This is a genomic window from Spongiactinospora sp. TRM90649 (genome assembly GCF_029382225.1).
Lineage (GTDB): Bacteria > Actinomycetota > Actinomycetes > Streptosporangiales > Streptosporangiaceae > Spongiactinospora.
This window is the reverse complement of record NZ_JARLTC010000002.1, coordinates 99,446-121,342: the sequence shown is the minus strand read 5'-3', so window position 1 is coordinate 121,342 and position 21,897 is coordinate 99,446. Positions and strand designations below refer to the sequence as shown.

At 69.9% G+C, this 21,897-nt stretch carries 18 protein-coding genes and 1 other RNA gene; 16 read left to right on the top strand and 3 right to left on the bottom strand.

The genetic code is table 11. The annotated features are described in order from the left end of the window. Positions 1 to 22: 22 nt before the first annotated feature. From P3X83_RS00610 to P3X83_RS00570, 9 genes are all read left to right on the top strand, one after another. A complete protein-coding gene (locus P3X83_RS00610; protein ID WP_277303231.1) occupies positions 23 to 949 on the top strand; it encodes a LysR family transcriptional regulator in 927 nt (308 codons plus the stop codon). Beyond that, positions 946 to 1,845: a serine hydrolase gene (locus P3X83_RS00605; protein ID WP_277303230.1), complete on the top strand. Its 900-nt coding sequence runs from the start codon at positions 946 to 948 to the stop codon at positions 1,843 to 1,845. Before P3X83_RS00610 ends, P3X83_RS00605 begins: the two co-directional genes overlap by 4 nt. A 60-nt stretch (positions 1,846 to 1,905) precedes the next feature. Next, positions 1,906 to 3,840 carry an acetoacetate--CoA ligase gene (locus tag P3X83_RS00600; RefSeq protein ID WP_277303229.1) on the top strand — a complete coding sequence of 645 codons (1,935 nt, stop codon included), beginning with the start codon at positions 1,906 to 1,908 and terminating at the stop codon, positions 3,838 to 3,840. 100 nt (positions 3,841 to 3,940) lie between these two features. Then, positions 3,941 to 4,168 carry a hypothetical protein gene (locus tag P3X83_RS00595; protein WP_277303228.1) on the top strand — a complete coding sequence of 76 codons (228 nt, stop codon included), beginning with the start codon at positions 3,941 to 3,943 and terminating at the stop codon, positions 4,166 to 4,168. Positions 4,169 to 4,172: 4 nt separating this feature from the next. After that, on the top strand, positions 4,173 to 5,552 hold the full coding sequence (locus P3X83_RS00590) for a hypothetical protein (protein ID WP_277303227.1): 1,380 nt from the start codon (positions 4,173 to 4,175) through the stop codon (positions 5,550 to 5,552). Between the two features lie 2 nt (positions 5,553 to 5,554). Then, a complete protein-coding gene (locus tag P3X83_RS00585; RefSeq protein WP_277303226.1) occupies positions 5,555 to 5,857 on the top strand; it encodes a hypothetical protein in 303 nt (100 codons plus the stop codon). A gap of 89 nt (positions 5,858 to 5,946) precedes the next feature. Next, positions 5,947 to 6,270, top strand: a complete 324-nt coding sequence (locus P3X83_RS00580) for an SseB family protein (RefSeq protein ID WP_277303225.1) — start codon at positions 5,947 to 5,949, stop codon at positions 6,268 to 6,270. Between the two features lie 235 nt (positions 6,271 to 6,505). After that, positions 6,506 to 7,324 (top strand): tryptophan 2,3-dioxygenase family protein, encoded by an 819-nt coding sequence (locus P3X83_RS00575; protein WP_277303224.1) that lies wholly within the window; start codon positions 6,506 to 6,508, stop codon positions 7,322 to 7,324. Between the two features lie 39 nt (positions 7,325 to 7,363). After that, positions 7,364 to 12,247 (top strand): NAD-glutamate dehydrogenase, encoded by a 4,884-nt coding sequence (locus P3X83_RS00570; RefSeq protein ID WP_277303223.1) that lies wholly within the window; start codon positions 7,364 to 7,366, stop codon positions 12,245 to 12,247. A gap of 24 nt (positions 12,248 to 12,271) precedes the next feature. Here P3X83_RS00570 and P3X83_RS00565 read toward each other — a convergent pair whose 3' ends face one another. After that, on the bottom strand, positions 12,272 to 13,339 hold the full coding sequence (locus tag P3X83_RS00565; protein WP_277303222.1) for a hypothetical protein: 1,068 nt from the start codon (positions 13,337 to 13,339) through the stop codon (positions 12,272 to 12,274). Between the two features lie 89 nt (positions 13,340 to 13,428). Here P3X83_RS00565 and prfB point away from each other — a divergent pair, with 89 nt between their 5' ends. Then, a complete protein-coding gene (gene prfB, locus P3X83_RS00560) occupies positions 13,429 to 14,547 on the top strand; it encodes a peptide chain release factor 2 (protein ID WP_277303221.1) in 1,119 nt (372 codons plus the stop codon). Between the two features lie 34 nt (positions 14,548 to 14,581). Here the strand turns inward: prfB and P3X83_RS00555 are convergent, their stop codons facing one another. Further along, on the bottom strand, positions 14,582 to 14,773 hold the full coding sequence (locus P3X83_RS00555) for a hypothetical protein (RefSeq protein ID WP_277303220.1): 192 nt from the start codon (positions 14,771 to 14,773) through the stop codon (positions 14,582 to 14,584). 222 nt (positions 14,774 to 14,995) lie between these two features. Between P3X83_RS00555 and ftsE the strand changes: the two genes are divergently transcribed. From ftsE to P3X83_RS00535, 4 genes are read left to right on the top strand one after another with little or no spacing between them, the layout of a single operon-like run. Next, positions 14,996 to 15,685, top strand: a complete 690-nt coding sequence (gene ftsE, locus P3X83_RS00550; RefSeq protein ID WP_277303219.1) for a cell division ATP-binding protein FtsE — start codon at positions 14,996 to 14,998, stop codon at positions 15,683 to 15,685. Positions 15,686 to 15,724: 39 nt separating this feature from the next. Beyond that, positions 15,725 to 16,633: a permease-like cell division protein FtsX gene (gene ftsX, locus P3X83_RS00545; RefSeq protein ID WP_277303218.1), complete on the top strand. Its 909-nt coding sequence runs from the start codon at positions 15,725 to 15,727 to the stop codon at positions 16,631 to 16,633. Between the two features lie 23 nt (positions 16,634 to 16,656). Beyond that, on the top strand, positions 16,657 to 17,124 hold the full coding sequence (gene smpB / locus P3X83_RS00540; protein ID WP_277303217.1) for an SsrA-binding protein SmpB: 468 nt from the start codon (positions 16,657 to 16,659) through the stop codon (positions 17,122 to 17,124). Continuing rightward, a complete protein-coding gene (locus P3X83_RS00535) occupies positions 17,121 to 19,004 on the top strand; it encodes a penicillin-binding transpeptidase domain-containing protein (protein ID WP_277303216.1) in 1,884 nt (627 codons plus the stop codon). The genes smpB and P3X83_RS00535 overlap by 4 nt, the downstream gene beginning before the upstream one ends. Before the next feature lie 217 nt (positions 19,005 to 19,221). On the opposite strand, the gene P3X83_RS00530 is transcribed toward P3X83_RS00535, so the two are convergent. Continuing rightward, positions 19,222 to 19,737: an NUDIX domain-containing protein gene (locus tag P3X83_RS00530; protein ID WP_277303215.1), complete on the bottom strand. Its 516-nt coding sequence runs from the start codon at positions 19,735 to 19,737 to the stop codon at positions 19,222 to 19,224. Positions 19,738 to 19,828: 91 nt separating this feature from the next. Here P3X83_RS00530 and ssrA point away from each other — a divergent pair. Both ssrA and P3X83_RS00520 read left to right on the top strand, forming a co-directional pair. Next, positions 19,829 to 20,214: a transfer-messenger RNA gene (gene ssrA / locus P3X83_RS00525) on the top strand. A gap of 159 nt (positions 20,215 to 20,373) precedes the next feature. Beyond that, a complete protein-coding gene (locus P3X83_RS00520; protein WP_277303214.1) occupies positions 20,374 to 21,801 on the top strand; it encodes a site-specific integrase in 1,428 nt (475 codons plus the stop codon). Positions 21,802 to 21,897 lie beyond the last annotated feature (96 nt).

The window sequence follows — 21,897 nt, the reverse complement described above, 5'->3', positions numbered from 1 at the left end:
TATTTGGATATCATTGCTCTTCATGGACCTTGTCCGGCACCTTCGGTACTTCACCGTGGTCGCTGAGGAACTGCACTTCGGCAACGCCGCGATCCGGCTGGGCATGGCCCAGCCGCCGCTCAGCCAGCGGATCAAGCGGCTTGAGCAGGAACTCGGGGTCCGGCTGTTCGACCGGTCGGGGCGGCAGGTGCGGCTGACCGAGATGGGCCGGCTGCTGCTCGGCGAGGCACAGGAGATCGTGGCGCGGGCCGATCGCCTGATGGAACTGGCCAGGCACGGCATCGGCGGCGCGCTGAAGATCGGCGTGCCGCCCGACCTGGGCGCGGGGGTGATCGCCGCCCTGGTGGCCGGGCTGCGCGAGCGGGTCCCAGAGGCGCGGCCCGCGCCCGCCGAGATGTGGACGGCCGACCAGGTGACCGCCCTGGCCGAGGACGCCCTCGACGTCGGGCTGGTCCGCCATCCGGTCACCGCGCCCGGCCTGCGCTTCGGGCCGGTGCTGGTGCAGACGCCCGGGGTGCTGCTGCCGTCCGACGACCCGCTGGCGAGCGCCGCCAGCGTCCACCTGGCCGACCTCGCCGGGCGTGACCTGGTGCTCTTCCCCCAGGACGGCGAGCCGGGCCCGCACGCCGAGACGCTGGCCGAGTGCCGCCGACACGGGTTCGTGCCGCCCGTCGTCCACCACGGGATGTCGCTCGGGCTGGTGCTGGCCGGGTCGGCCGTCGCCTTCGGCCCGGCCGGGCAGGCCGCCCCCGGCGTCCGCTGGCGTCCCCTGCTGGGCTCGCCGCTGGCCTGGCGGATCTCCGCCGCCTGGCGCGACTCCACGGAGGTGACGGAGGAGTTCGCGGTGGTCGCCACCCGCGTCCTGAAGGACAATGCCGGGATGGTCGACGAGGGCTCGGTCCCGAAGCGGCGGACGAGGCAGCGTCCGGCGAGCGGGTTCCTGGCATGACCGCGGACCGCCGGCGAGAACCCGGCGCGACGGCCGACGGGCGCTTCGACCCCGGCGGGCTGCTGCGGGCGGCGGGCGTGACGGGCTGGCTGCACGCCGCCGACATCGACTCCGGCGAGGAGACCTCCTTCGGCGGGCACACCCCGGTGCCGACCGCCTCGGTGTTCAAGCTGCCGCTGCTGGTCGCCTTCGTGCGCCAGGCCGACGCGGGCCTGCTCGACCCGGCCGAACGCGTCACCGTGCGCGGCACCGACCGCGTGTTCGGCCCCACCGGCACCTCGGCGATGCTCGACGACGTCACCGCCTCGCTGCGCGACCTGGCCTACCTGATGATCGCGGTGAGCGACAACACCGCCGCCGACGTGCTGCTGCGCCGCGTCGGCATGGACGCCGTCAACGCCATGCTGGACGGCTTCGGCCTGACCGCCACCCGCGTGGTGCAGGACTGCCGGGGCCTTGCCGTCAGCATGGACGAGGACACCGGCGGCGAGTGGCCGGTCACCGACCCGATCACGATCGCCGGGCTGCGGGTGCTCGACCCGGCGCGGACCAACCGCAGCACCCCGGCCGAGCTGACCCGCCTGCTCACCATGATCTGGCGCGACGAGGCCGCCGGGCCCGACGCCTGCGCCTTCGTCCGCCGCCTGCTCGGCCTGCAGGTGTGGCCGCACCGGCTGTCGGCGGGCTTCCCCTATGACGACGTGTCGGTCAGCGGCAAGACCGGCACGCTGCCCACCCTGCGGGCCGAGGCCGGGGTCGTGGAGTATCCGGACGGCGGGCGGTACGCCGTCGCGGTGTTCACCCGCTCGCACGGCACCGCCCTCAACCAGCCCCGGGCCGACGCCGTGATCGGCGGCGCCGCGCGGATGGCCATCGAGCACCTGCGCGCCCGGTGAGAGAGCGGCACAGGACCCGCTGGTGGTGACTTTCGCGCGGCGCGGCGACAGGATGGCCCCATGGTTGCGAAGGGCGTTGACGAAGGCGCGCTGCTCTGGGAGCCGAGCGAAGAAGTGATACGCGATGCCAGGATCACCCGGTACGCCGAGTGGCTTGGCCGTGGCGGGGCCGGATACCAGGAACTCTGGCAGTGGTCCGTGGACGAGCCCGCCGAGTTCTGGCAGTCCGTCTGGGACTACTTCGACGTGGTCGGCGAGCGCGGCGACGGGCCGGTGCTGACCGGCGCCATGCCGGAGGTCTCCTGGTTCCCGGGGGCGACCCTCAACTACGCCGCCAACGTGCTGCGCCGCGCCGACACCCAGCCGGGCCGCACCGCCGTCGTGTTCCGCGACGAGAGCGGCGCCCGGTCCGCCCTGACCTACGGCGAGCTGCGCGACGAGGTCGCCAGGGTCCGCGCGGGGCTCGCGCGGCTGGGCGTCGGCCCCGGCGACCGGGTCGCGGGCTACCTGCCCAACCTGCCGGAGGCGCTGGTCGCGCTGCTGGCCACCGCGTCGCTGGGGGCGATCTGGTCGTCCTGCTCGCCCGACTTCGGCGTGCCGAGCGTGACGGACAGGTTCGCGCAGATCGACCCGAAGGTCCTGATCGCCGTGGACGGCTACCGCTACGGCGGCAAGCGGTTCGACCGGACGCAGGCCGTACGCGACGTCGCCGGCAAACTGCCCGGCCTGCGGGCGACGGTCTGGATCCGCTCGCTCGGCTCCGCGCCCGCCGAGGGCGACACCGAGTGGGCGGACCTGCGGGCCGAGGACGCGCCGATGGCCTACGAGCCGGTGCCCTTCGGCCATCCGCTGTGGGTGCTGTACTCCAGCGGCACCACCGGGCTGCCCAAGCCCATCGTGCACGGCCACGGCGGCGTGGTCCTGGAGCACCTGAAGACCATCGCGTTCCACCAGGACCTCGGCGAGGGCGACGTCTTCTTCTGGTACACCACCACCGGCTGGATGATGTGGAACTACCTGGTCGGCGGGCTGCTTACCGGGGCCACCGTGGTCCTCTACGACGGCAGCGCCGCCCACCCGGGCGTGGACGCGCTGTGGAAGGTCGCGGCGGAGGAGGGCGTCACCTACTTCGGGACGGGCGCGCCGTACATCATGGCCTCGCTCAAGGAGGGGCTGCGCCCCACCGGCCTCGACCGGCTGCGCGGCATCGGCTCGACCGGCTCGCCGCTGCCGCCCGAGGGGTTCGCCTGGATCTACTCCGACGTCAAGCCGGACGTCCAGCTCGGCTCCTTCTCCGGCGGCACCGACGTCTGCACCGGGTTCCTCGGGGCGGTCCCGCTGCTGCCGGTCAGCGCGGGCGTGATCCCGTGCCGCTGCCTGGGCGCGCGGGTCGAGTCCTTCGACCCGGAGGGCCGGCCGGTCATCGACGAGGTCGGCGAGCTGGTGGTGACCGCGCCGATGCCGTCCATGCCGGTGATGTTCTGGAACGACCCGGACGGCGAGCGGTACCGCGACAGCTACTTCGCCGACTACCCCGGGGTGTGGCGGCACGGCGACTGGCTGAAGGTGCTGCCCGGCGGCGGCTGCGTCATCTACGGCAGGTCCGACTCCACGCTCAACCGGGGCGGCGTGCGGATGGGCACCAGCGAGTTCTACCGGGTGGTCGAACGCTTCCCCGAGATCGCCGACAGCCTGGTGATCGACACCGGCCGCCTGGGCCAGGAGGGCCGACTGCTCCTCTATGTCACCATGGCCGAGGGCGCGGTGCTGTCCGACGACCTGGTAACCCGCCTGCGCACCACGCTGCGCGGCGAGCTGTCCCCGCGCCACGTGCCCGACTCGATCCACGAGGTGCCCGGGATCCCCAGGACGCTGTCCGGGAAGAAACTGGAGGTGCCGGTCCGCAAGATCCTGCTCGGCACCCCGGTGGAGCAGGCCGCCAACCCCGACGCGATGGCCAACCCGGAGGTTCTTTCGCACTTCGTTCCCGAGTGACCCACTAAGGGCTTGTTCTCCCACCCGTAAGCGCGATGCAATGTCCCTTGCACCACGAACCGGGGTATCCGAGCGGCACAGGGAGCCAGGGGAGCGGCCCATGACTCGGGAGCAAGTGGAGCAGGCCCTGCGCAGGGCCGAGCAGCTCGCCGCACAGGTGCGCGACGACCTCGACCGCGCGGTGGGGCTGATGGCGCAGCAGGTCTGGACGGGCCCCGCCGCCGACGCGTTCGGCGGCGAGCTGGCCGCCCAGCGGGTCGTGCTGCTCGGGGCGTGCACTGGCGTCGTGGACGACCTGCGCGCCCTGCTGGCCCGGACCCCCGAGTAGCCGGATGGAACTCGAAGGCATGATCCCCGCCGGAGTGCGGGCCCTGTCGGAGGAGTTACGCAAGGCGGAGTCCGCGCTGGAGTCCGCCGGAAACGAGTTGTGGAGCCTGCTGCAACGGGCCGGGCTCGCCACCGCCCACGCCGACACGATCCGCCGCCTGAGCATGTGGGCGGGCCAGAAGGTCCCCGACATCCACCGCCGATTACTCCTCCTGGAACGCCTGGAGACCCAGGACCCGCGACGCTTCGCCAACGGCGCGCCGGTCTACGTCCACCCCGCCGTCTTCGCCCCGGGCGTCCCGCTGCCGGTCATGGGCGACCTCTGGGACCGGGCGGGCCAGCAGCTCCAGGCGATCGCCGACCCCGAGCAGAACTCCGGCGACTCCGCCGCCGAGATCGCCAAGGGAGCGGTGGAGAGCATCGCCGGCTTCGGCGGCTTCCTGTGGAACACCTCCCAGGTCCGCCAGATGATCGACCCCGACGGCTGGATCCGCGACCCCCGAGACTCCGCCGAGGGCCTCGTCTACGGCGTCAAACACCCCGTCGAGTTCCTCAAGGCCATCACCGACTGGGACACCTGGGTCACCAACCCCGACCGCGCCTTCGGCCACCTCACCCCCGACCTCCTCCTCTCCGCCGCCACCGCAGGAGCAGGCGGAGCCGCGGCGGGAGCGGGCCGCGCCGCCCGTGCGGCGGAGGACGTCGCGGACCTTGGCGAGATCGCCAAGATCGCCGAACCCGCCCAGGTTCGCCCCGACGGCACCTGGTCCTGGAGGGGGCTGACCCTCGGACCGGAGATCAACCGCATGGTCGAGGGCGTGTTCTCCAGGATCCGGGCCGCCGAGCAGCGCATCTCCCCGATCGTGCGATCCACGGCGAAGGACCTCGGCGCGAAGATGGAGGGGTATCCGGAGTTCGTGCTCAAGGGGGAGGACCGCTTCAAGGAGAAGCCGGCGAAGCAGATCGGGGAAAGGCCGCTCGCCGACCCGAATGCCATCGCCGCGAACATCCACGATGGCATCAGATACACCTTTACGTTTCCCGGCGAGGGTTACACCGAGGGTTTCAAGCGAGTCAAGGAGGCCCTTGAACGCAGTGGATTCCGGCAGTATTACCAGAAATCTTCCTGGGGCACGCCCGGCTACAAGGGGATCAACACCAGATGGCGTGACCCGGAGAGCGGGCAGCAGTTCGAGTTGCAGTTCCACACACCCGAGAGCTGGCATGCGAAGCAGATCACCCATGATGCCTATGAGAAGCGGGAAGATCCCACCACGCCGCAGGAGGAGCTGGATCGCATCGACGACTGGGAGTCGGAGATCTTCGACGCGGTTCCGGTGCCCGAAGGGGCTGCGGATCTTCCTGATTTCTCCAGTAAGGACTAGTGGTGCAGGTGGTTGAGCGGATCCAGTACTACGCGATGGTGTTGCTCACCGGGCCTGACGACAGGGAGAATCCCTCCGGACTTGCCCGTCGCCGGGTGGGGGCGGACGGCGTCGAAGTCGATGAGGCCCTCCATCGAGACCTTCAGTGGCGTCCCACGGCTGAGATCTTCAAATGGGAACGCGGTGACGCCGTCGGTGATCTGATCGAGATCTCGCCCGGGGAGGCTGAGCGGATCATGGAGCTGTTCCGGGAGAGGTTCGGGGGTGAGGGCCCTACGGGTCCGGGTGACCCAAAAGGGCGGTAGCGTCGCCGGAGGGGGGCGGGGACGCGGGGTTGGCGGATGCGGCCGGGCGGTATGTGGGGGGGACGCTGGACGCCGGGCGGTTGCATGCCGTGTTCTGCGCTTCGGACGTGTTCTGTGAGGCCGCGCGGGCGCCCGGGTTCGTGGCTCGGGAGATCGAGGGCGGGATGGTCATCCCGGTCTTCAGTTCGCTGGAGGCGCTCGCCGGGTTCGCCGCCCAGGACGCGCTGGTGCGGTTCGCGACGCGTCGTACGGGGTGGTTCAGCGCGCGTGGGCAGGATCTGCTCGACCTGTTGCCCGACGGGTTCGACCTGCTGCTGGACCCCGGCGCGGACCATGCGATCCGGTTGCGGGCCGGGGCGACCGTGCGGCGGCTCATGGTGGGGCCGACCCCGGTACGGCCGGCGCTCCGCTGAGTGACTCACCCATATGTCCCGCAAAGGGGTTGTTCTCCCATCCGTGGGCCGGTGCAATGTTCGCAGGCATTGAGTCCCGGGCGGTCGAGGAGCCCGGTAACGTCGCCTGAGGGGCCGGACGGGGGCCGGTGTGGCGGTGAGTGGCGCGTTGACGTGCAGCGTCTTTTCAGGTGATATCGGGTACGGCGAGATATCGCACCCGGTCAATGGCGATCGGGTGGAATGGGGGTGCCAGGTGAGTGCCGTGCCGGGCGGCCGGGAGCCGGCGAGAGCCGTCCCGCCTCATCGCAGTTTCGGTGAGGAGGGGGCGCGCCTGTCCTACGGCGCCTACCTGCGGCTGCCGCAGGTCCTGGCCCAGCAAGTACCGCACTCCTCGGCGCCCGACGAGTTGTTGTTCATCACGGTTCACCAGGTCTACGAACTCTGGTTCAAGCTGCTGCTGCACGAGCTGGAGGCGGCCAGGGACGCGATGGTCGGCGGGGAGCTGTGGCGCGCGAGCCACCTGCTCTCGCGGGTGCACGCCGTGGAGCGGGTGCTCGTGGAGCAGGTCGACGTCCTGGAGACCATGACCCCCCAGGACTTCATGGAGTTCCGCGCGGTGCTCGCGCCCGCCAGCGGGTTCCAGTCGGTGCAGTTCCGGGAGCTGGAGTTCCTCTCCGGAGCCAAGGATCCGGCGTATCTCGACCGCCTGCGCGGGGCGAGCGACGCGGAGACCACCCGCCTCCGGCGCCGACTTTCCGAGCCCACATTGTGGGATGCTTATCTCACCGCGCTCTCCCAGCGAGGGCTCTCCGTCTCCGACGACGAGATCATGGAGTCGTTGCTCACCGTGGCCCGCGACCGGGGATCGCATGACGATCTGTGGCGGCTGGCCGAGGATCTGCTGACCCATGACGAGACCGCCGCGCTGTGGCGGATGCGCCACGTGCAGATGGTGGAGCGCCAGATCGGCACGAAATCCGGTACGGGCGGCTCCTCCGGGGCGCCGTATCTGAGAGGGCGGGCCCTGTTGCACTACTTCCCCCTGCTGTGGGAAATGCGGTCCTGGTTGTGACCCCCAAGGTGACCCCCTCACAAAGGAGTGAGAAGCGACATGTCGCTCGATGAGGCCAAGGACGAGCTGCTGAGAGGAGCCGCCGAGACCTGCGCGCACGCGCTCGGCGGCGACTCGATGAGCGTGGACGAGGCGCTGGCCGTCCTGCGGACGTACTACCGTCACGTGGCCCCAGAGGACCTGCTCGACCGCGACGCGGTCGGCCTGTACGGCCCCGCCATGGCCCACCGCCGCCTGGCCGCCCACCGCCCCCAGGGCAGGGCGCTGGTACGCGCCTACACCCCCACGCGCGAGGAGCAGGGCTGGGAGCCGGGCCACTCGGTGGTCGAGGTCGTCACCGACGACATGCCGTTCCTGGTCGACTCGGTGACCATGGAGCTCGACCGGCTGGGCATCGGGGTGCGCCTGGTGGTCCACCCGCAGATGCGGGTGCACCGCGACATGACCGGCAGGATGCTCGGCGCGGACGGGCCCGACGTCACCGGGCAGGAACTGGCCGAGTCGTGGATGCACATCGAGATCGACCGGCAGGCCGACCCGACGGTGCTCAAGCAGGTCGAAGGCGACCTGCAGCGGGTCCTGGCCGACGTCCGCTACGCGGTCGAGGACTTCCCGAAGATGCGGGCGCTGGCCGTGCAGACCGCGGAAGACCTCTCGATCACCCCGCCGCCGCTGTCGCCCGCCGAGGTCGAGGACAGCCTCGACCTGCTGCGCTGGCTGGCCGACGGCCACTTCACGTTCCTGGGCTACCGCGAGTACCGCCTGTCCGACGCCGAGGACGGCGAGGCGCTGCTGGCCGTCCCCGGCACCGGCCTGGGCATCCTGCGCATGGACAAGGCCGGATCCGACTCCTTCGCCGCGATGCCGCCCGAGCTGCGCGCCAAGGCCCGGGAGATGCAGATCCTGATCATCACCAAGGCCAACACGCGCGCCACCGTGCACCGTCCGGCCTACCTCGACTACGTGGGCGTCAAGCTGTTCTCGCCCGAGGGCGAGGTCGTGGGGGAGCGGCGCTTCCTCGGGCTGTTCACCCACATGGCCTACAGCGAGTCGATCTCCCGGATCCCGGTGCTGCGCCGCAAGCTGGCCGACGCGCTGGAGCTGTCCGGGTTCGAGGCCAACAGCCACGACGGCAAGGACCTCATCGAGACGCTGGAGACCTTCCCGCGCGCCGAGCTGTTCCAGATCTCGGTGGAAGAGCTGGTCCCGATGGCGCTCGGCGTGCTGCGGCTGCGCGAGCGCAAGCAGGTCAGGCTGTTCCTGCGCCGCGACGACTACGGCCGCTACATCTCCTGCCTGATCTACCTGCCGCGCGACCGCTACACCACCAAGGTCCGCAAGCGCATGCAGGAGGTGCTGCTCACGGCACTGGGCGGCACCTCGTTCGACTACAGCGTGATGATCGGCGAGTCCGCGCTCGCCCGGCTGCACGTGGTCGTGCGCGGCGAGCGGGGCACCCCGCTGCCCGACTCCGGGGCCGACGCGGAAGAGCTGGAGGCCAGGCTCGCGGCGACCACCCGCTCGTGGGAGGACGACCTGGGCGACGCCATCGCCGAGCTGTGCGGCGATGAGGCCCCCGGGCTGGTCAGGCGCTACCAGCCGGCGTTCCCCGAGGCGTACAAGGCCGACTACCCGCCGGGGGTGGCGGTCGCCGACCTGCGCAGGCTGGAGGCGCTCGCGGGCGCTTCCCGCGACATCGACATCGACCTCTACGAGCCCGACGACGCCGCCGGGGGCGAGCGGCGCCTGAAGATCTACAAGCTGGACGACCCGATCTCGCTGTCGCACGTGCTGCCGCTGCTGCAGCGGCTGGGCGTCGAGGTCGTGGACGAGCGGCCCTACGAGGTGCACCGGGCCGCCGCAGATGGCGAGGGCCGTCCCAGGAACGCCTGGATCTACGACTTCGGGCTGCGCTTCGGCGCGTCCGGCGAGGTCGCCCGCGACGCCTTCAAGGAGCTGTTCCAGGACGCCTTCACCGCCCTGTGGTGCGGCGAGATCGAGGCCGACGGCTTCAACGCGCTGGTCCTCCAGGCCGGGCTGACCTGGGAGCAGGTCTCGATCCTGCGGGCGTACGCGAAGTACCTGCGCCAGGCGGGCTCGACCTTCAGCCAGGACTACATGCAGTCGGTGCTGCTCGGCAACGTGCGCCTGGCCCGCCTGCTGGTGCGCCTGTTCGAGGCGCGGCTCGACCCCCGGCGCGGCGCGGAGGTGCACGACGAGGTCAGCGAGGCACTGCGCGAGGAGATCCTCGGTGCGCTCGACGACGTGGCCTCGCTGGACGAGGACCGGATCCTGCGGGCGTACCTGGAGGTCATCCAAGCGACCCTGCGGACGAACTACTTCCAGACCGACGCCTCGGGGCGGCGCAAGCCGTACCTGTCGCTGAAGTTCGACCCGCAGGCGATCAGCGTGCTGCCGCCGCCCCGGCCGAAGTACGAGATCTTCGTGTACTCGCCGCGCGTGGAGGGCGTCCACCTGCGGTTCGGCAAGGTCGCCAGGGGCGGCCTGCGCTGGTCCGACCGGATGGAGGACTTCCGCACCGAGATCCTCGGCCTGGTCAAGGCGCAGATGGTGAAGAACACCGTGATCGTCCCGACGGGGTCGAAGGGCGGGTTCGTCGTCAAGCGACCGCCGGTGTCCGGGGCGCGGGAGGACGTGCTGGCCGAAGGCATCGCCTGCTACCGGATGTTCATCTCCGGCCTGCTCGACATCACCGACAACCTCGTCGACAACCAGGTGGCCCCGCCGCCCGACGTCGTACGGCACGACGGCGACGACACCTACCTGGTCGTCGCCGCCGACAAGGGCACCGCCACCTTCTCCGACATCGCCAACGCCGTCGCCAAGGACTACTCCTTCTGGCTCGGCGACGCCTTCGCGTCCGGCGGGTCGATCGGCTACGACCACAAGGCGATGGGCATCACCGCCCGGGGCGCGTGGGAGTCGGTGAAGTACCACTTCCGCTCGATCGGCGTGGACACCCAGACCACCGACTTCACCGTCGTCGGCGTGGGCGACATGTCGGGCGACGTCTTCGGCAACGGCATGCTGCTGTCCCAGCACATCCGCCTGGTGGCCGCGTTCGACCACCGGCACATCTTCATCGACCCCGAGCCCGACTCCGCCCGCTCCCACGCCGAGCGTGCCCGGCTGTTCGCCCTGCCGCGCAGCTCGTGGGACGACTACGACCGGTCGCTGCTCTCACCGGGCGGCGGGGTGTGGCCGCGAACCGCCAAGTCCGTCCCGATCACCCCGCCCGTGCGCGAGGCGCTCGGCCTCGGCGGCGACGTCACCGCGCTGCCGCCCAACGAGCTGATCAGGGCCATCCTGGCGGCCCCTGTCGACCTGCTGTGGAACGGCGGCATCGGCACGTACGTCAAGGCGTCCAGCGAGAGCCACGCCGACGTCGGCGACAAGGCCAGCGACGCGCTGCGGATCAACGCCGCGGACCTGCGCGCCAAGGTCGTCGGCGAGGGTGGCAACCTGGGCTTCACCCAGCTCGCCCGGATCGAGTACGCGCTGAACGGCGGGCTGATCAACACCGACTTCATCGACAACTCCGCCGGAGTCGACACCTCCGACCACGAGGTGAACATCAAGATCCTGCTCGACCGGGTCGTCCGCGACGGCGAGCTGACCGACAAGCAGCGCGACCAGCTTTTCATGGACATGACCGACGAGGTCGCCGGCCTGGTGCTGCGCGACAACTACTCGCAGAACGTGGTGCTCGCCTCCTCCCGGGCCCAGGCGCTGTCCATGCTCCACATCCACGGCCGCTACCTGCGCAAGCTGGAACGCCAGGGGCTCGTCGACCGGAACCTGGAGTTCCTGCCGTCCGACAAGACGCTCGCCGAGCGCCGACAGGCCGGGCTCGGCCTCACCGCGCCGGAGTTCTCGGTACTGCTCGCCTACACGAAGCTGGTGGCCGACGCCGAACTGCTGGGCTCCGACCTGCCCGACGACCCCTACCTGGCGTCGTGGCTGGTCTCGTACTTCCCCTCGGCGCTGCGCGACCGCCTGCGCGAGCACATGAAGTCGCACCCGCTGCGCCGCGAGATCATCACCACCCGCGTGGTGAACGACATGGTCAACTCCAGCGGCACCACCTTCATGTTCCGGTTCGGCGAGGAGATCGGGGCCTCCACCTCCGACATCGCCAGGGCCTACCTGGTGGCCCGCGAGGTGTTCGACATGCCCACCTTCTGGCGTGCCGTCGAGGCGCTGGACAACAAGGTGGACACGAGCACGCAGCTCGCCATGCTGCTGGAGGCGCGCAAGCTCACCGAGCGGGGCACCCGCTGGCTGCTCGCCAACCGCCGCCCGCCGCTCGACCTCGCGTCCACGGTGAGCTTCTTCGCCAAGGGCATGAACGGCCTCATCCCGCACCTGCCCAAGCTGCTGACGGGGCCCGACCTGGCCGCGTTCGAGGAGAGGCGCGACGGGTTCGTGGCGCGCGGCGTGCCGTACGAGCTGGCCGAGCGGGTCGCCGCGATGGTACCCGCCTACTCCACGTTCGACCTGGTCGAGGTGGGCTCGCTCACCGGACGCCCGGTCGGCGAGGTCGCCGAGGTCTACTTCGACCTCGCCGACCGGCTGCAACTGGCCAGGCTGCGGGAACGCGTGATCGCGCTGTCCCGCGACAACCGCTGGAACACCGTGGCCCGCGCGGCGCTGCGCGACGACCTCTACGCCGCCCACGCGGCGCTGACCCGCGACGTGCTCACGCACAGCAAGCCGGGCCTGTCGCCGGAGGAACGCCTCGCGCACTGGTCGGAGGCCAACTCGGCGGCCGTGGCCAGGGCGCGGCAGACACTGTCGGAGATCTGGGAGAGCGACACCTTCGACCTCGCCACGCTGTCGGTGGCGCTGCGGGCCATCAGGACCCTGGTGGCCACCAGCGGGCTGCCGCACACCGAGGCGTAGGCGGCGGCCCTTCCAGCGGACGGCTCAGCGGCCGGTGACCCGGGTGATCGCCCCGTCGAAGGCGATCACCTCGGCCGGCTCGCGGGCGTTCAGCGCGGGCACCAGCGCGGCGTACTGGTGGGTCTCGACGATGCGCATCTCCTTGGCCATCGCCGGATCCTCCGAGGCCCACCGGGCGTCCTTCGGGACCTCGATCCACGGCGCGCTGGGCAGCTTGGCGCTCAGCGTGGTCGTGCGGGTCATGCCGTACTGGACCAGGCCGCCGCCGTCGCGGGTGCGCAGGCCGAACACCGGGGCCTGGGTGGCCCCGAAGATCGAGTCGTAGTTGAGCCCGTCGTGCCGGGCCTGCTGCTTGCGCTCGGCGATCTGGGCCGAGTAGCCGGTGGTGTGGTCGCCCGGCGCGATGAGGGCGGCGGAGAAGCCCTGAGCGCCCTCCTCGGCCACCGTGGCGTGCAGCGGGGCCATCAGCTGGGGGCTGATCTCCAGGGTCTCGTCACGCGTGGACAGGGCCGTGGCGTAGCCCTCGGCGTCGAGCGCGACCGGCGGCGCGGACTCGCCGGGGGAGAGCAGCGAGGCGAAGCTGAGCTGCCAGCGCGACTCGTCGTCCTGCCGCATGAAGGTGAGGATCGCCGGACGCGGCGCGGCGACGGCCTTACGCCCGGAGCGCCCGGCCTGCCCCGCGTCGCGCCGTTCGACCACCGCCGTGAACCAGTACGGCGGGCGGTCGAGACGCGGCACGAACACGGACTCGTGACCCCAGGTGTAACGCGGCGGGGCCATGTCGGTGGCCCGGTAGGCCGCCGTGGTCAGCGCGGTCTGGCCGTCGCGCACGATCTCCAGCGCCATCCGCAGGTCGCCGCCCGCCCGCAGCACGTCGTCGGTGGCGAGCATCCTGGTCAGCACCCGCTGCGCCTCGTCGAGCCCGACCACGGGCTCGGGCACCGGCGTGGCCGCGGTCGTGCGCGCCGGAGTGGTGGCCGCCACCGGCGTCGGCTCGCCCTTGCCCTGCCCGCCTCCGGAACACCCCGTGAGCACGGCGGACACCAGCACCAGGGCAGTGGCGAGCACCCCACGCCGCCCGTTCGCTCGCACCCCTCGGCCTCCCCGACCTCGCCCGGCAGCCCATGTTACGGCCTGCTGGATGCCTGACAGGGGTTGCGGGTCGCGTACCCTTGGCAAGCGTGGCAGTAATCGATCCGTCAGAAGAGATCAACGAGCTCGTCGGCACGCTCAAGGGCATCAAAGACGTGCTCGACCTCGACGGCATGCGCAGGCAGATCGAGGAGCTGGGCGAGCAGGCTGCCGCGCCCGACTTGTGGAACGACCCCGACCTGGCGCAGAAGGTCACCAGCAGGCTCTCGCACCTGCAGTCCGAGTACAACCGCGTCGCGGGCATCGCGGGCCGGCTCGACGACGTCGCGGTGCTCTACGAGCTGGCCGAGTCGGAAGACGACCCCGACACGCGCCAGGAGGCCGACCGCGAGCTGGCCACGCTGCGCGCGGACGTCAGCGCCCTGGAGGTCCGCACCCTGCTGTCCGGCGAGTACGACTCGCGGCAGGCGCTGGTCACCATCAACTCCCAGGCGGGCGGCGTAGACGCCGCCGACTGGGCCGAGATGCTGCTGCGGATGTACACCCGCTGGGCCGAGCGCAAGGGCTACTCCACGGAGGTCTACGACACCTCCTACGCGGAGGAGGCGGGCATCAAGTCCGCCACGTTCGCCGTCAAGTCGCCCTACGCCTACGGCACACTGCGCGGCGAGCACGGCACCCACCGCCTGGTGCGCATCAGCCCGTTCGACAACCAGGGCCGCCGCCAGACCTCCTTCGCCGGCGTCGACGTGGTCCCGGTGGTCGAGCAGACCGACCACATCGAGATCAACGAGGAAGACCTGCGGGTCGATGTCTACCGTTCGTCGGGTCCCGGCGGCCAGGGCGTCAACACCACCGACTCCGCGGTGCGGCTGACCCACCTGCCCACCGGCATCGTGGTCTCCTGCCAGAACGAGCGCTCCCAGCTCCAGAACAAGGCCACCGCGATGGCGGTGCTCTCGGCCAAGCTGCTGGAGCGCAAGCGCCAGGAGGAGGCCGAGAAGATGGCCGAGCTGCGCGGCGTGGCGACCACCTCGTGGGGCACCCAGATCCGCAACTACGTGCTGCACCCATACCAGATCGTGAAGGACCTGCGCACCGGCGTGGAGGCGGGCAACCCGTCCTCCGTGCTCGACGGCGAGCTCGACGAGTTCATCGAGGCCGAGATCCGCTGGATGCGCAGGCAGGAGACCGCCGAGGCGGAGTGATCCGCCGGGCCTCCCTGGGGGCCCGGCCGGGCGCTCAGCCGAGCACGAAGTGGCGCAGGGCCAGGGAGAAGAACAACGCGCCGATGAGGATCGCCACGATGAGCGCCGGCGGGAGACCGCCGGGCCCGCGGCCGTGGAGTTTCTCCCGGCCCGCGCGGCAGACCGGGCAGCGGCCCTCGACGACCGGCCGGGCGCACTGGGCGCAGATCAGATGATCGCAGCTCATGGTGAGCTCCCCTCCTCATTGCCCTACCGATGGTATATGCGGAATCGTTTTGTTTCCGTTATGGACCTTCCATGCCAGTGTTCCCCCTAGACTGTGCTCTGGCCAACCGGAACGTCGATCAAGGGTAAAGATCTACGCCCCCGGCCGGCGAACGGCGGGAAGTGGCCACTACCACCCCCGCGACCGTCCCAAACCCCTAGACTGACATGCCGTGATGCGCCCGTGATCCATTTCGATAACGTCACCAAGGTCTACGCGAACCAGAACCGCCCGGCCCTAGACCACGTCAGCGTGGATGTGGACAAGGGGGAGTTCGTGTTCCTCGTCGGCCCCTCGGGGTCCGGCAAGTCGACCTTCCTCCGCTTGGTCCTGAAGGAAGAGCGGCCCAACGCCGGGGCGATCCATGTCGCCGGCAAGGACTTGGCCCGCCTGTCCAACTTCAAGATCCCCCATCTGCGTCGCCGGATCGGCTGCGTGTTCCAGGACTTCCGGCTGCTCCCCAACAAGAACGTGTACGAGAACGTCGCGTTCGCCCTGGAGGTGATCGGCAAGCCCAGGCGCTTCATCCGTAAGGTGGTCCCGGAAGTCGTCGAACTGGTCGGCCTTGAGGGCAAGGCGCACCGGATGCCCGACGAACTCTCCGGTGGCGAGCAGCAGCGGGTCGCCATGGCCCGCGCGTTCGTGAACCGGCCCATGATCCTTCTCGCCGACGAGCCCACGGGTAACATCGACCCGGCGACGAGCATCGGCATCATGAAGGTGCTCGACCGGATCAACAGGACCGGCACCACGGTCGTCATGGCCACACACGACGCGGCGATCGTCGACTCGATGCGCAAGCGCGTGGTCGAGCTGGAGGACGGCAAGATCGTCCGTGACCAGTCGCGCGGAGTGTACGGCCAGGCGTACTGACCACGTTCCTCTGACCGGACCAGGAGCTACAGGAAAAGCATGCGGGCGAATTTCATCTTCTCCGAGGTGTGGATCGGCCTTCGCCGCAACCTCACGATGACGATCGCGGTGGTCGTCACGGTTGCCATCGGCATGGCGCTGCTGGGCGTCGGACTGATGATCAACGCCCAGGTGTCGAACATGAAGAACTTCTGGGCCGACAAGGTGGAGATCTCCGTCTTCCTCTGCTCGAAGGACTCCCCGTTCGAGGCGTGCAAGAACAGCGGCGGCGTCACCGCCCAGGAGCGCGAGGCGCTGCGCGGCCAGATCAAGCAGCTTCCCGAGGTCCACGACGTCTTCTACGAGAACGCCGCCGCCGCATACGAGAACTTCAAGCTCCAGTACGGCGCCGACAGCGTGCTCGTGAACGCCGTCAAGGTCGAGGACATGCCCGAGTCGTTCCGGGTCAAGCTGAAGGACCCGGAGAACTACGGCACCATCATCGAGACGCTCAAGGGCCAGCCCGGCGTCTCCAACGTGGTGAACCAGAAGGAGATCCTTGAGCAGTTCTTCGGCCTGCTCGAACGGCTCCGCTGGGCGGCCCTGGCCGTGGCGTTCATCCTGGTCTTCGCCGCGATCCTGCTGATCGGCAACACCGTCCGGCTGTCGGCCTACAACCGCCGCCGGGAGACCGGCATCATGCGGCTGGTCGGCGCCTCCAACCTGTACATCCAGCTCCCGTTCGTGATGGAGGGCATGATCGCCGGCCTGGTCGGCGGCGTGGTCGCGGCCAGCATGCTGATCGTCGCCAAGGTCTTCCTGTTCGAGAGCCTCGCCCAGTACCTACCGGGCAACAGCGCGCTCGGCTGGGACGACGTGGCCTCGGTGATCCTGCTCACCATGGGCGTCGGCGTGATCATCTGTGTGCTGGCGTCGTTCGTCACGCTCCGCCGTTACCTCCGGGTCTGAGAGCGGCCGGTAGGCTCGAAGACATGCCACGTGAGACCGGGCGCAAGAACATCGCCCAGAACAAGCGGGCCCGCCACGACTTCCACATCGAGGACACCTTCGAGGCGGGTCTCGTCCTTCGGGGCACGGAGGTCAAGTCCCTTCGTGCCGGCCGGGCCTCGCTGGTGGACGGCTACGCGACCGTCAAGGACGGCGAGATGTGGCTGATCAACGTCCACATCCCCGAGTACACGCAGGGCACGTGGACCAACCACGCGGCCCGCCGTACGCGCAAGCTGCTCCTGCACCGCAAGGAGATCGACAAGCTCACCATGAAGACCAAGGAGGGCGGCCTGACCGTGGTGCCGCTCGCGCTGTACTTCAAGGACGGCAAGGCCAAGGTGGAGCTGGGGCTCGCCCGGGGCAAGAAGGACTGGGACAAGCGGCACGCGCTCGCCGAGAAGCAGGCCAAGCGCGAGATGGCCCGAGAGACGAGGCACAGGTACAGGTGACCGGGGCACGCGGTGTACCCGCGCGGGTGCCCGCCAGGAAGACCCTCGCCGCGGCCGTGGCCCTTGTCGCCACGGCCCCCCTGCTCTCCGGGTGCTTCGAGGAGCCCTCGGCGCACGAGGCGGTGCGCGACTTCCTGGTGGGCTGGCAGTCCGGCGACTACCTCACGGCGGCGCGCCGTACCGACGGCGACCCGGCCGTCGTGGCCAAGGCGCTGGAAGACGTGCGGCTGCAACTCGACGCCGCGTCGCTGCGGTTCAAGCTGACCGGCGTGTCGCGGACCGGCGACGGCTCTGAGGCCGGGTTCCGCGCCGAGGTCGACCTGGGGGAGAACAACCCGCTCTGGGTGTACCAGGGGAGGCTGCCGCTGCACCTGGTGAACGGCACGTGGAAGGTCCGCTGGTCGCCGAGCGTGCTGCACCCGCAGCTCAAGGAGGGGCAGCGCTTCGCCGTACCGCCCAGCTCCGACAGTCGGCAGCCGGTGCTCGACCGCAATCGCGAGCCGTTGCAGCGCGACGCCGAGCTGTACGTCGCCGGGGTCACCCCCGTCAACCTCAAGGATCCCGAGCGGCTGTGCGAGGAACTGTCGGAAGTGACCGGCTTCGCCCAGGACCGGCTGCTCAGCCGGATCCGCTCGGCCCCGCCGAACGAGCTGGCGCCGCTGGTCACCTTCGGCATCCGCAAGTACCTTGAGCTGCGCCCCAAGCTGGAGGCCATCCAGGGCATCAAGATCATCCCGCAGAAGCAGCCGGTCGACCCCGACGCGCCCACCCAGATCGTCGGGCGCGTGAGCGCGGTCACCCCCGAGAGCGAGCAGCAGCTCGGCGGGCCGCAGCGGGCGGGCGACTCGGTGGGCCTGAGCGGCCTGCAGAAGGCGTACCAGGACCAGCTCACCGGGGCCACCGCGATCCGGGTCATCACCCTCGACCTGAAGACCGGCAAAGAGGTCGCCGAACTCGCCAAGTGGGAGGGCCGGCCCAACACCTCCGTCCTGACCACCATCGACACGCGCGTGCAGGGCGCCGCCGAGACCGCGATGAGCAGCGCCAGCGTCGGGGCGATGGTCGCGGTGAAGGCGTCCACGGGCGAGATCCTCGCGGTCAGCACCCGGCGCCTGCACCAGGAGAAGGACGCCCTCGCAGGGAAGTTCCCCGCCGGGAGCGTGTTCTCCATCGTGGCCGCCGACGCGCTGCTCAAGTCCGGCGTCACCGCCAAGCAGCGGCTGCCCTGCCCCGTCGAGCGTTCCGTGGGCGGCGCACGATTCCAGCAGACGGCCGGGCCGGTCATCGGCACCCCGACCTTCCAGGGCAGCGTCGCCAACGGCTGTGTGACCGCCCTGGCCGCACTGGGCCGCCGTGTGGACGCCCTCGCCCTCCAGGCCAGCGCCGAGAGCTTCGGCATCGGCAGCGACTGGCAGCTCCCGCTCAAGTCGTTCTCCGGCTCGATGCCCAAGATGGCCGGCAACGCCGCGCGGGCCAAGGCCATCGTCGGCCAGAACGTGCGGGTCAGCCCGCTGACCATGGCCCTGATCGCGGGCGCCGTCAAGCACGGCACCTGGCACCCGCCGCTGCTCGTCAAGCAGCCCGCCTCACCCGACCCCGAGGCCGAGACCGCGCCGGCGCGCCAGCCCGACCCGATCAAGCTCGACCCCAAGCGCGTCGCCGCCCTCCGCGCCCTCATGCGCGCCGGAGTCGCCAAGGGCACCGCCGCCACGGCCAACGCCAACGGCTCACCGGTGCACGGCATCACCACGGGCATCATGAGCGACAAGTCGTGGTTCATCGGCTACCAGGACGACGTGGCGGTGGCCGTACTGACCGAGAACGCCGACCCGGCGGCCATCGCGGGACGCTTCTTCCACTTGCTGCACGCGACGGCGTGAAGGACGGCGAAAAAAACGAATCACCCCGAGCAACCATCGGTGCACCCTCTGGCGTCTTACTAGATGACTGAGCACCGCTTGGGGGGTTGCGGACTCAGTCGCCGTGATGAGACAAGGCTTCATCTCGGGGGAAGCCTTGCCGTCCGGACCGGCGCGACCCTGCCGGTCGGCCCCGGGAGCGCGCGCGTGCGTGCCGCGCTCCCGGGGCTTCACGCTTTCACGACCAAATCTCGAACGGCTCGTCGATCTCCGCTCCTTGGAGGAACGCTTCGAGCAACCCCGGCACATTCCGCGGATAGAACGCCTCCCGGCTGGCCACGACCTCCGGAATCGGCCACCAGCGGAAGCCGAAGTAGTCCTCCACCTCGTAGTCCAGGCGTTCCGCCCCGTCCACATCGGGCCCCGGCCCGGGCAGCCGCACCTGCACGACCACCTCGTTCTGCACATGCCGGTACATCCGATGCTTGAACGTCGCCCTCCGCCGCCAGGTCGGCGCCCCCACCTGATCGGCGGTCACCACGATCCCGGTCTCCTCCCGCAACTCCCGCACCGCGGTCTCCAGGTAGGTCTCCCCGGGATCCATCCCGCCTCCGGGCAGCTCCCACCACGTACCCAACTCGGGGTAGGTGGGCTCCCTGGTATGAAAGAGCAGGATGCGGTCCGTGGTGTCCCGTACGACCACCCGTACGGCGTCCCGCTCCCGAATCGGCAGGTCCTGCGGCACCTCGGTCATCCTCGAACACCTCTCCGCGCACCGGATCCAGGGAATTAGGTTGGCATGAGGGGCGTTGTGAAGGGTATCGTCAGATCGAACAACCGAACATGGGGGTGACCGGCTTCGACTTTGACCTTGCAAGGCAGTGGGAAGCGGGCCGAGGACGGCGGACATAACCTCGTTAATCCTGTGACCGCAAACAACAAGTGCCAATAAGAAGCACTCCGAGGTCTCCCAGGCCAGCCTGGGCCTCGCTGCCTAAGTAGCGAGTGACCTCTGCCAGCCCGGGATCGCCTCCGGCCCGGACCTGGCATCGCTAGGAGGCTAAACCGTTCGACCCGGCCACGGGGCTGATCGGGAAACCAAACAGTGGCTGAGCCCGTCGGCGACACGCCTGCGTGATCACCGGGGCTGAGAAACTCGAAGCAGGCTGCGCCCGGAGAAGCCCTGACTTGGGGTTGAAGGACGCGGGTTCGATTCCCGCCACCTCCACCAAGCCAGACCGCCCTTCACCTGCGGATACATCGCAGGAGAGGGGCGGTTTCGCGTTCGTGGGTGCACCATGGGTGCACGGGCCTGCCGGAGCAGGACCTTAACCCCCATCGGGCTCTACGTTCCGGAACCTCCCCCCGACGAAAAGGGACTGGTGGTTCCGTGTCAGCACGACCTCGACGCGCCGAAGGCGTCGAGTACCGCAAGAAGAAGAACGGTGAGGTTTCGTACCGAGTCCATTGGCGTGAGGGCGGGCGAAGGAACGGACCGATCGGCTCTTACACCTTCGACGACCTCGACCAGGCGAAGACGTTCCGGGCGGCGCTGGTGGCCAACGGCTACCGCGACCCCTACGACAACCCTGCGTTCGCCGAGATGCTGGGCCTGGCGCCGCAGCCCACCGATGTGAAGACGTTCGAGGACGTCGCGGAGGAGTATCTGCGGAAGCTGGTCAACGCCGAGCGGCGGACCTTGGCGGAGTATCGGCGCAAGCTGGCCGATCACGTCTACCCCGCCGTGGTCGAGCTGCCCGGCGGGCTGCCGTTCGGGCCGCTGGGGAAGGTCCCGGTCGATCTGTTCACCGACGAGGCCGTCCAGGGGTGGGTGGTCTACATGCAGTCCAAGACGTACGGCAAGAACGTGGCCCGCCCTTACTCGGCGAAGACGATCATGAACATTCACGGGACGGTGACCTCCCCGGTCTTCGAGTACGGCGTACGTAGGCGCTACCTCGGTCACAACCCGTGCCGCGACGTCGTCCTCCCCGAACGGAAGGGCCGCACCGTCACCCCCGCCCAACTCGTCGCCGGTGATGAGATCGCCTCGTGGATCGCATGCGCCTACGAGGTGGACGAGGACACCGGCGACATCACGCTCATGCTGCTCGCTACCGGCCTGCGCTGGGGCGAACTGACAGCGCTACGTGTCTGCGACATCGACTTCGAGGTGGGCACCCTGACCGTCAACCAGGTGATCCGAGAGGACGAGGACCGGCAGCTCTACATCGAGACCCTGGAGGGCAAGAGCCCGCACGCGTTCCGCACCATCATGTTGCCGGCCACGGCCTTACGCATGCTCGAACGGCGTGTGCAGGGGCGGCACGGGGAGGCGTTGCTGTTCCCGGCGCCGGGCACCCGTGGAGGTGTGTGGTGGAGGAACGCGAACTTCCGGGAGCACCGCTGGGTGAAGGTCCGCGCCATCGCCGCCGAGCGTGGGCTCACCAAGGAGCCCACGATCAAAGCGATGCGGCACTCACACGCCAGCGATCTCATCCCCAAGGTCGGCCTTGAGCAGGTGTCCAAGCGGCTGGGACACGCCAACGTCACCATCACCAGCGCGGTGTACTCCCACCTGACGCCGGACGCCGACGCCGAGACCGCCAAGGCCATCGACAGGGCGTTGTCCGGCGTGGCCGCCGACACCACCACCAGCACTGCCGACGAGGAGACGACACCGGCAGCGGCCACGGCCGACGGCGCCGCCCAGCTCCCGCCGGAGGTCGCCGCGCTGCTCACCAACGCGATCGGGCAAGCCATAGGCGCGCTCGACCTGTCCGCGCTCATCAAGTCCCCGGACCAACCGGCGACGTGACCCTCCCGGCCCCGTCCGGCCGTCACGGTCTGGGCGGGGCCGGACCCCACGCCGTCCCCCCAGGCATGCTGTCGGGCATGGCAGTACGCATATCGA

Bases quoted from the DNA above. Each gene is read 5' to 3' on its own strand.
- P3X83_RS00605 (WP_277303230.1), top strand. From the start codon at position 946: ATGACCGCGGACCGCCGGCGAGAACCCGGCGCGACGGCCGACGGGCGC.
- P3X83_RS00610 (WP_277303231.1), top strand. From the start codon at position 23: ATGGACCTTGTCCGGCACCTTCGGTACTTCACCGTGGTCGCTGAGGAA.
- P3X83_RS00590 (WP_277303227.1), top strand. From the start codon at position 4,173: ATGGAACTCGAAGGCATGATCCCCGCCGGAGTGCGGGCCCTGTCGGAG.
- P3X83_RS00555 (WP_277303220.1), bottom strand. From the start codon at position 14,773: ATGAGCTGCGATCATCTGATCTGCGCCCAGTGCGCCCGGCCGGTCGTC.
- P3X83_RS00595 (WP_277303228.1), top strand. From the start codon at position 3,941: ATGACTCGGGAGCAAGTGGAGCAGGCCCTGCGCAGGGCCGAGCAGCTC.
- ftsX (WP_277303218.1), top strand. From the start codon at position 15,725: ATGCGGGCGAATTTCATCTTCTCCGAGGTGTGGATCGGCCTTCGCCGC.
- P3X83_RS00530 (WP_277303215.1), bottom strand. From the start codon at position 19,737: ATGACCGAGGTGCCGCAGGACCTGCCGATTCGGGAGCGGGACGCCGTA.
- smpB (WP_277303217.1), top strand. From the start codon at position 16,657: ATGCCACGTGAGACCGGGCGCAAGAACATCGCCCAGAACAAGCGGGCC.
- P3X83_RS00570 (WP_277303223.1), top strand. From the start codon at position 7,364: ATGTCGCTCGATGAGGCCAAGGACGAGCTGCTGAGAGGAGCCGCCGAG.
- P3X83_RS00600 (WP_277303229.1), top strand. From the start codon at position 1,906: ATGGTTGCGAAGGGCGTTGACGAAGGCGCGCTGCTCTGGGAGCCGAGC.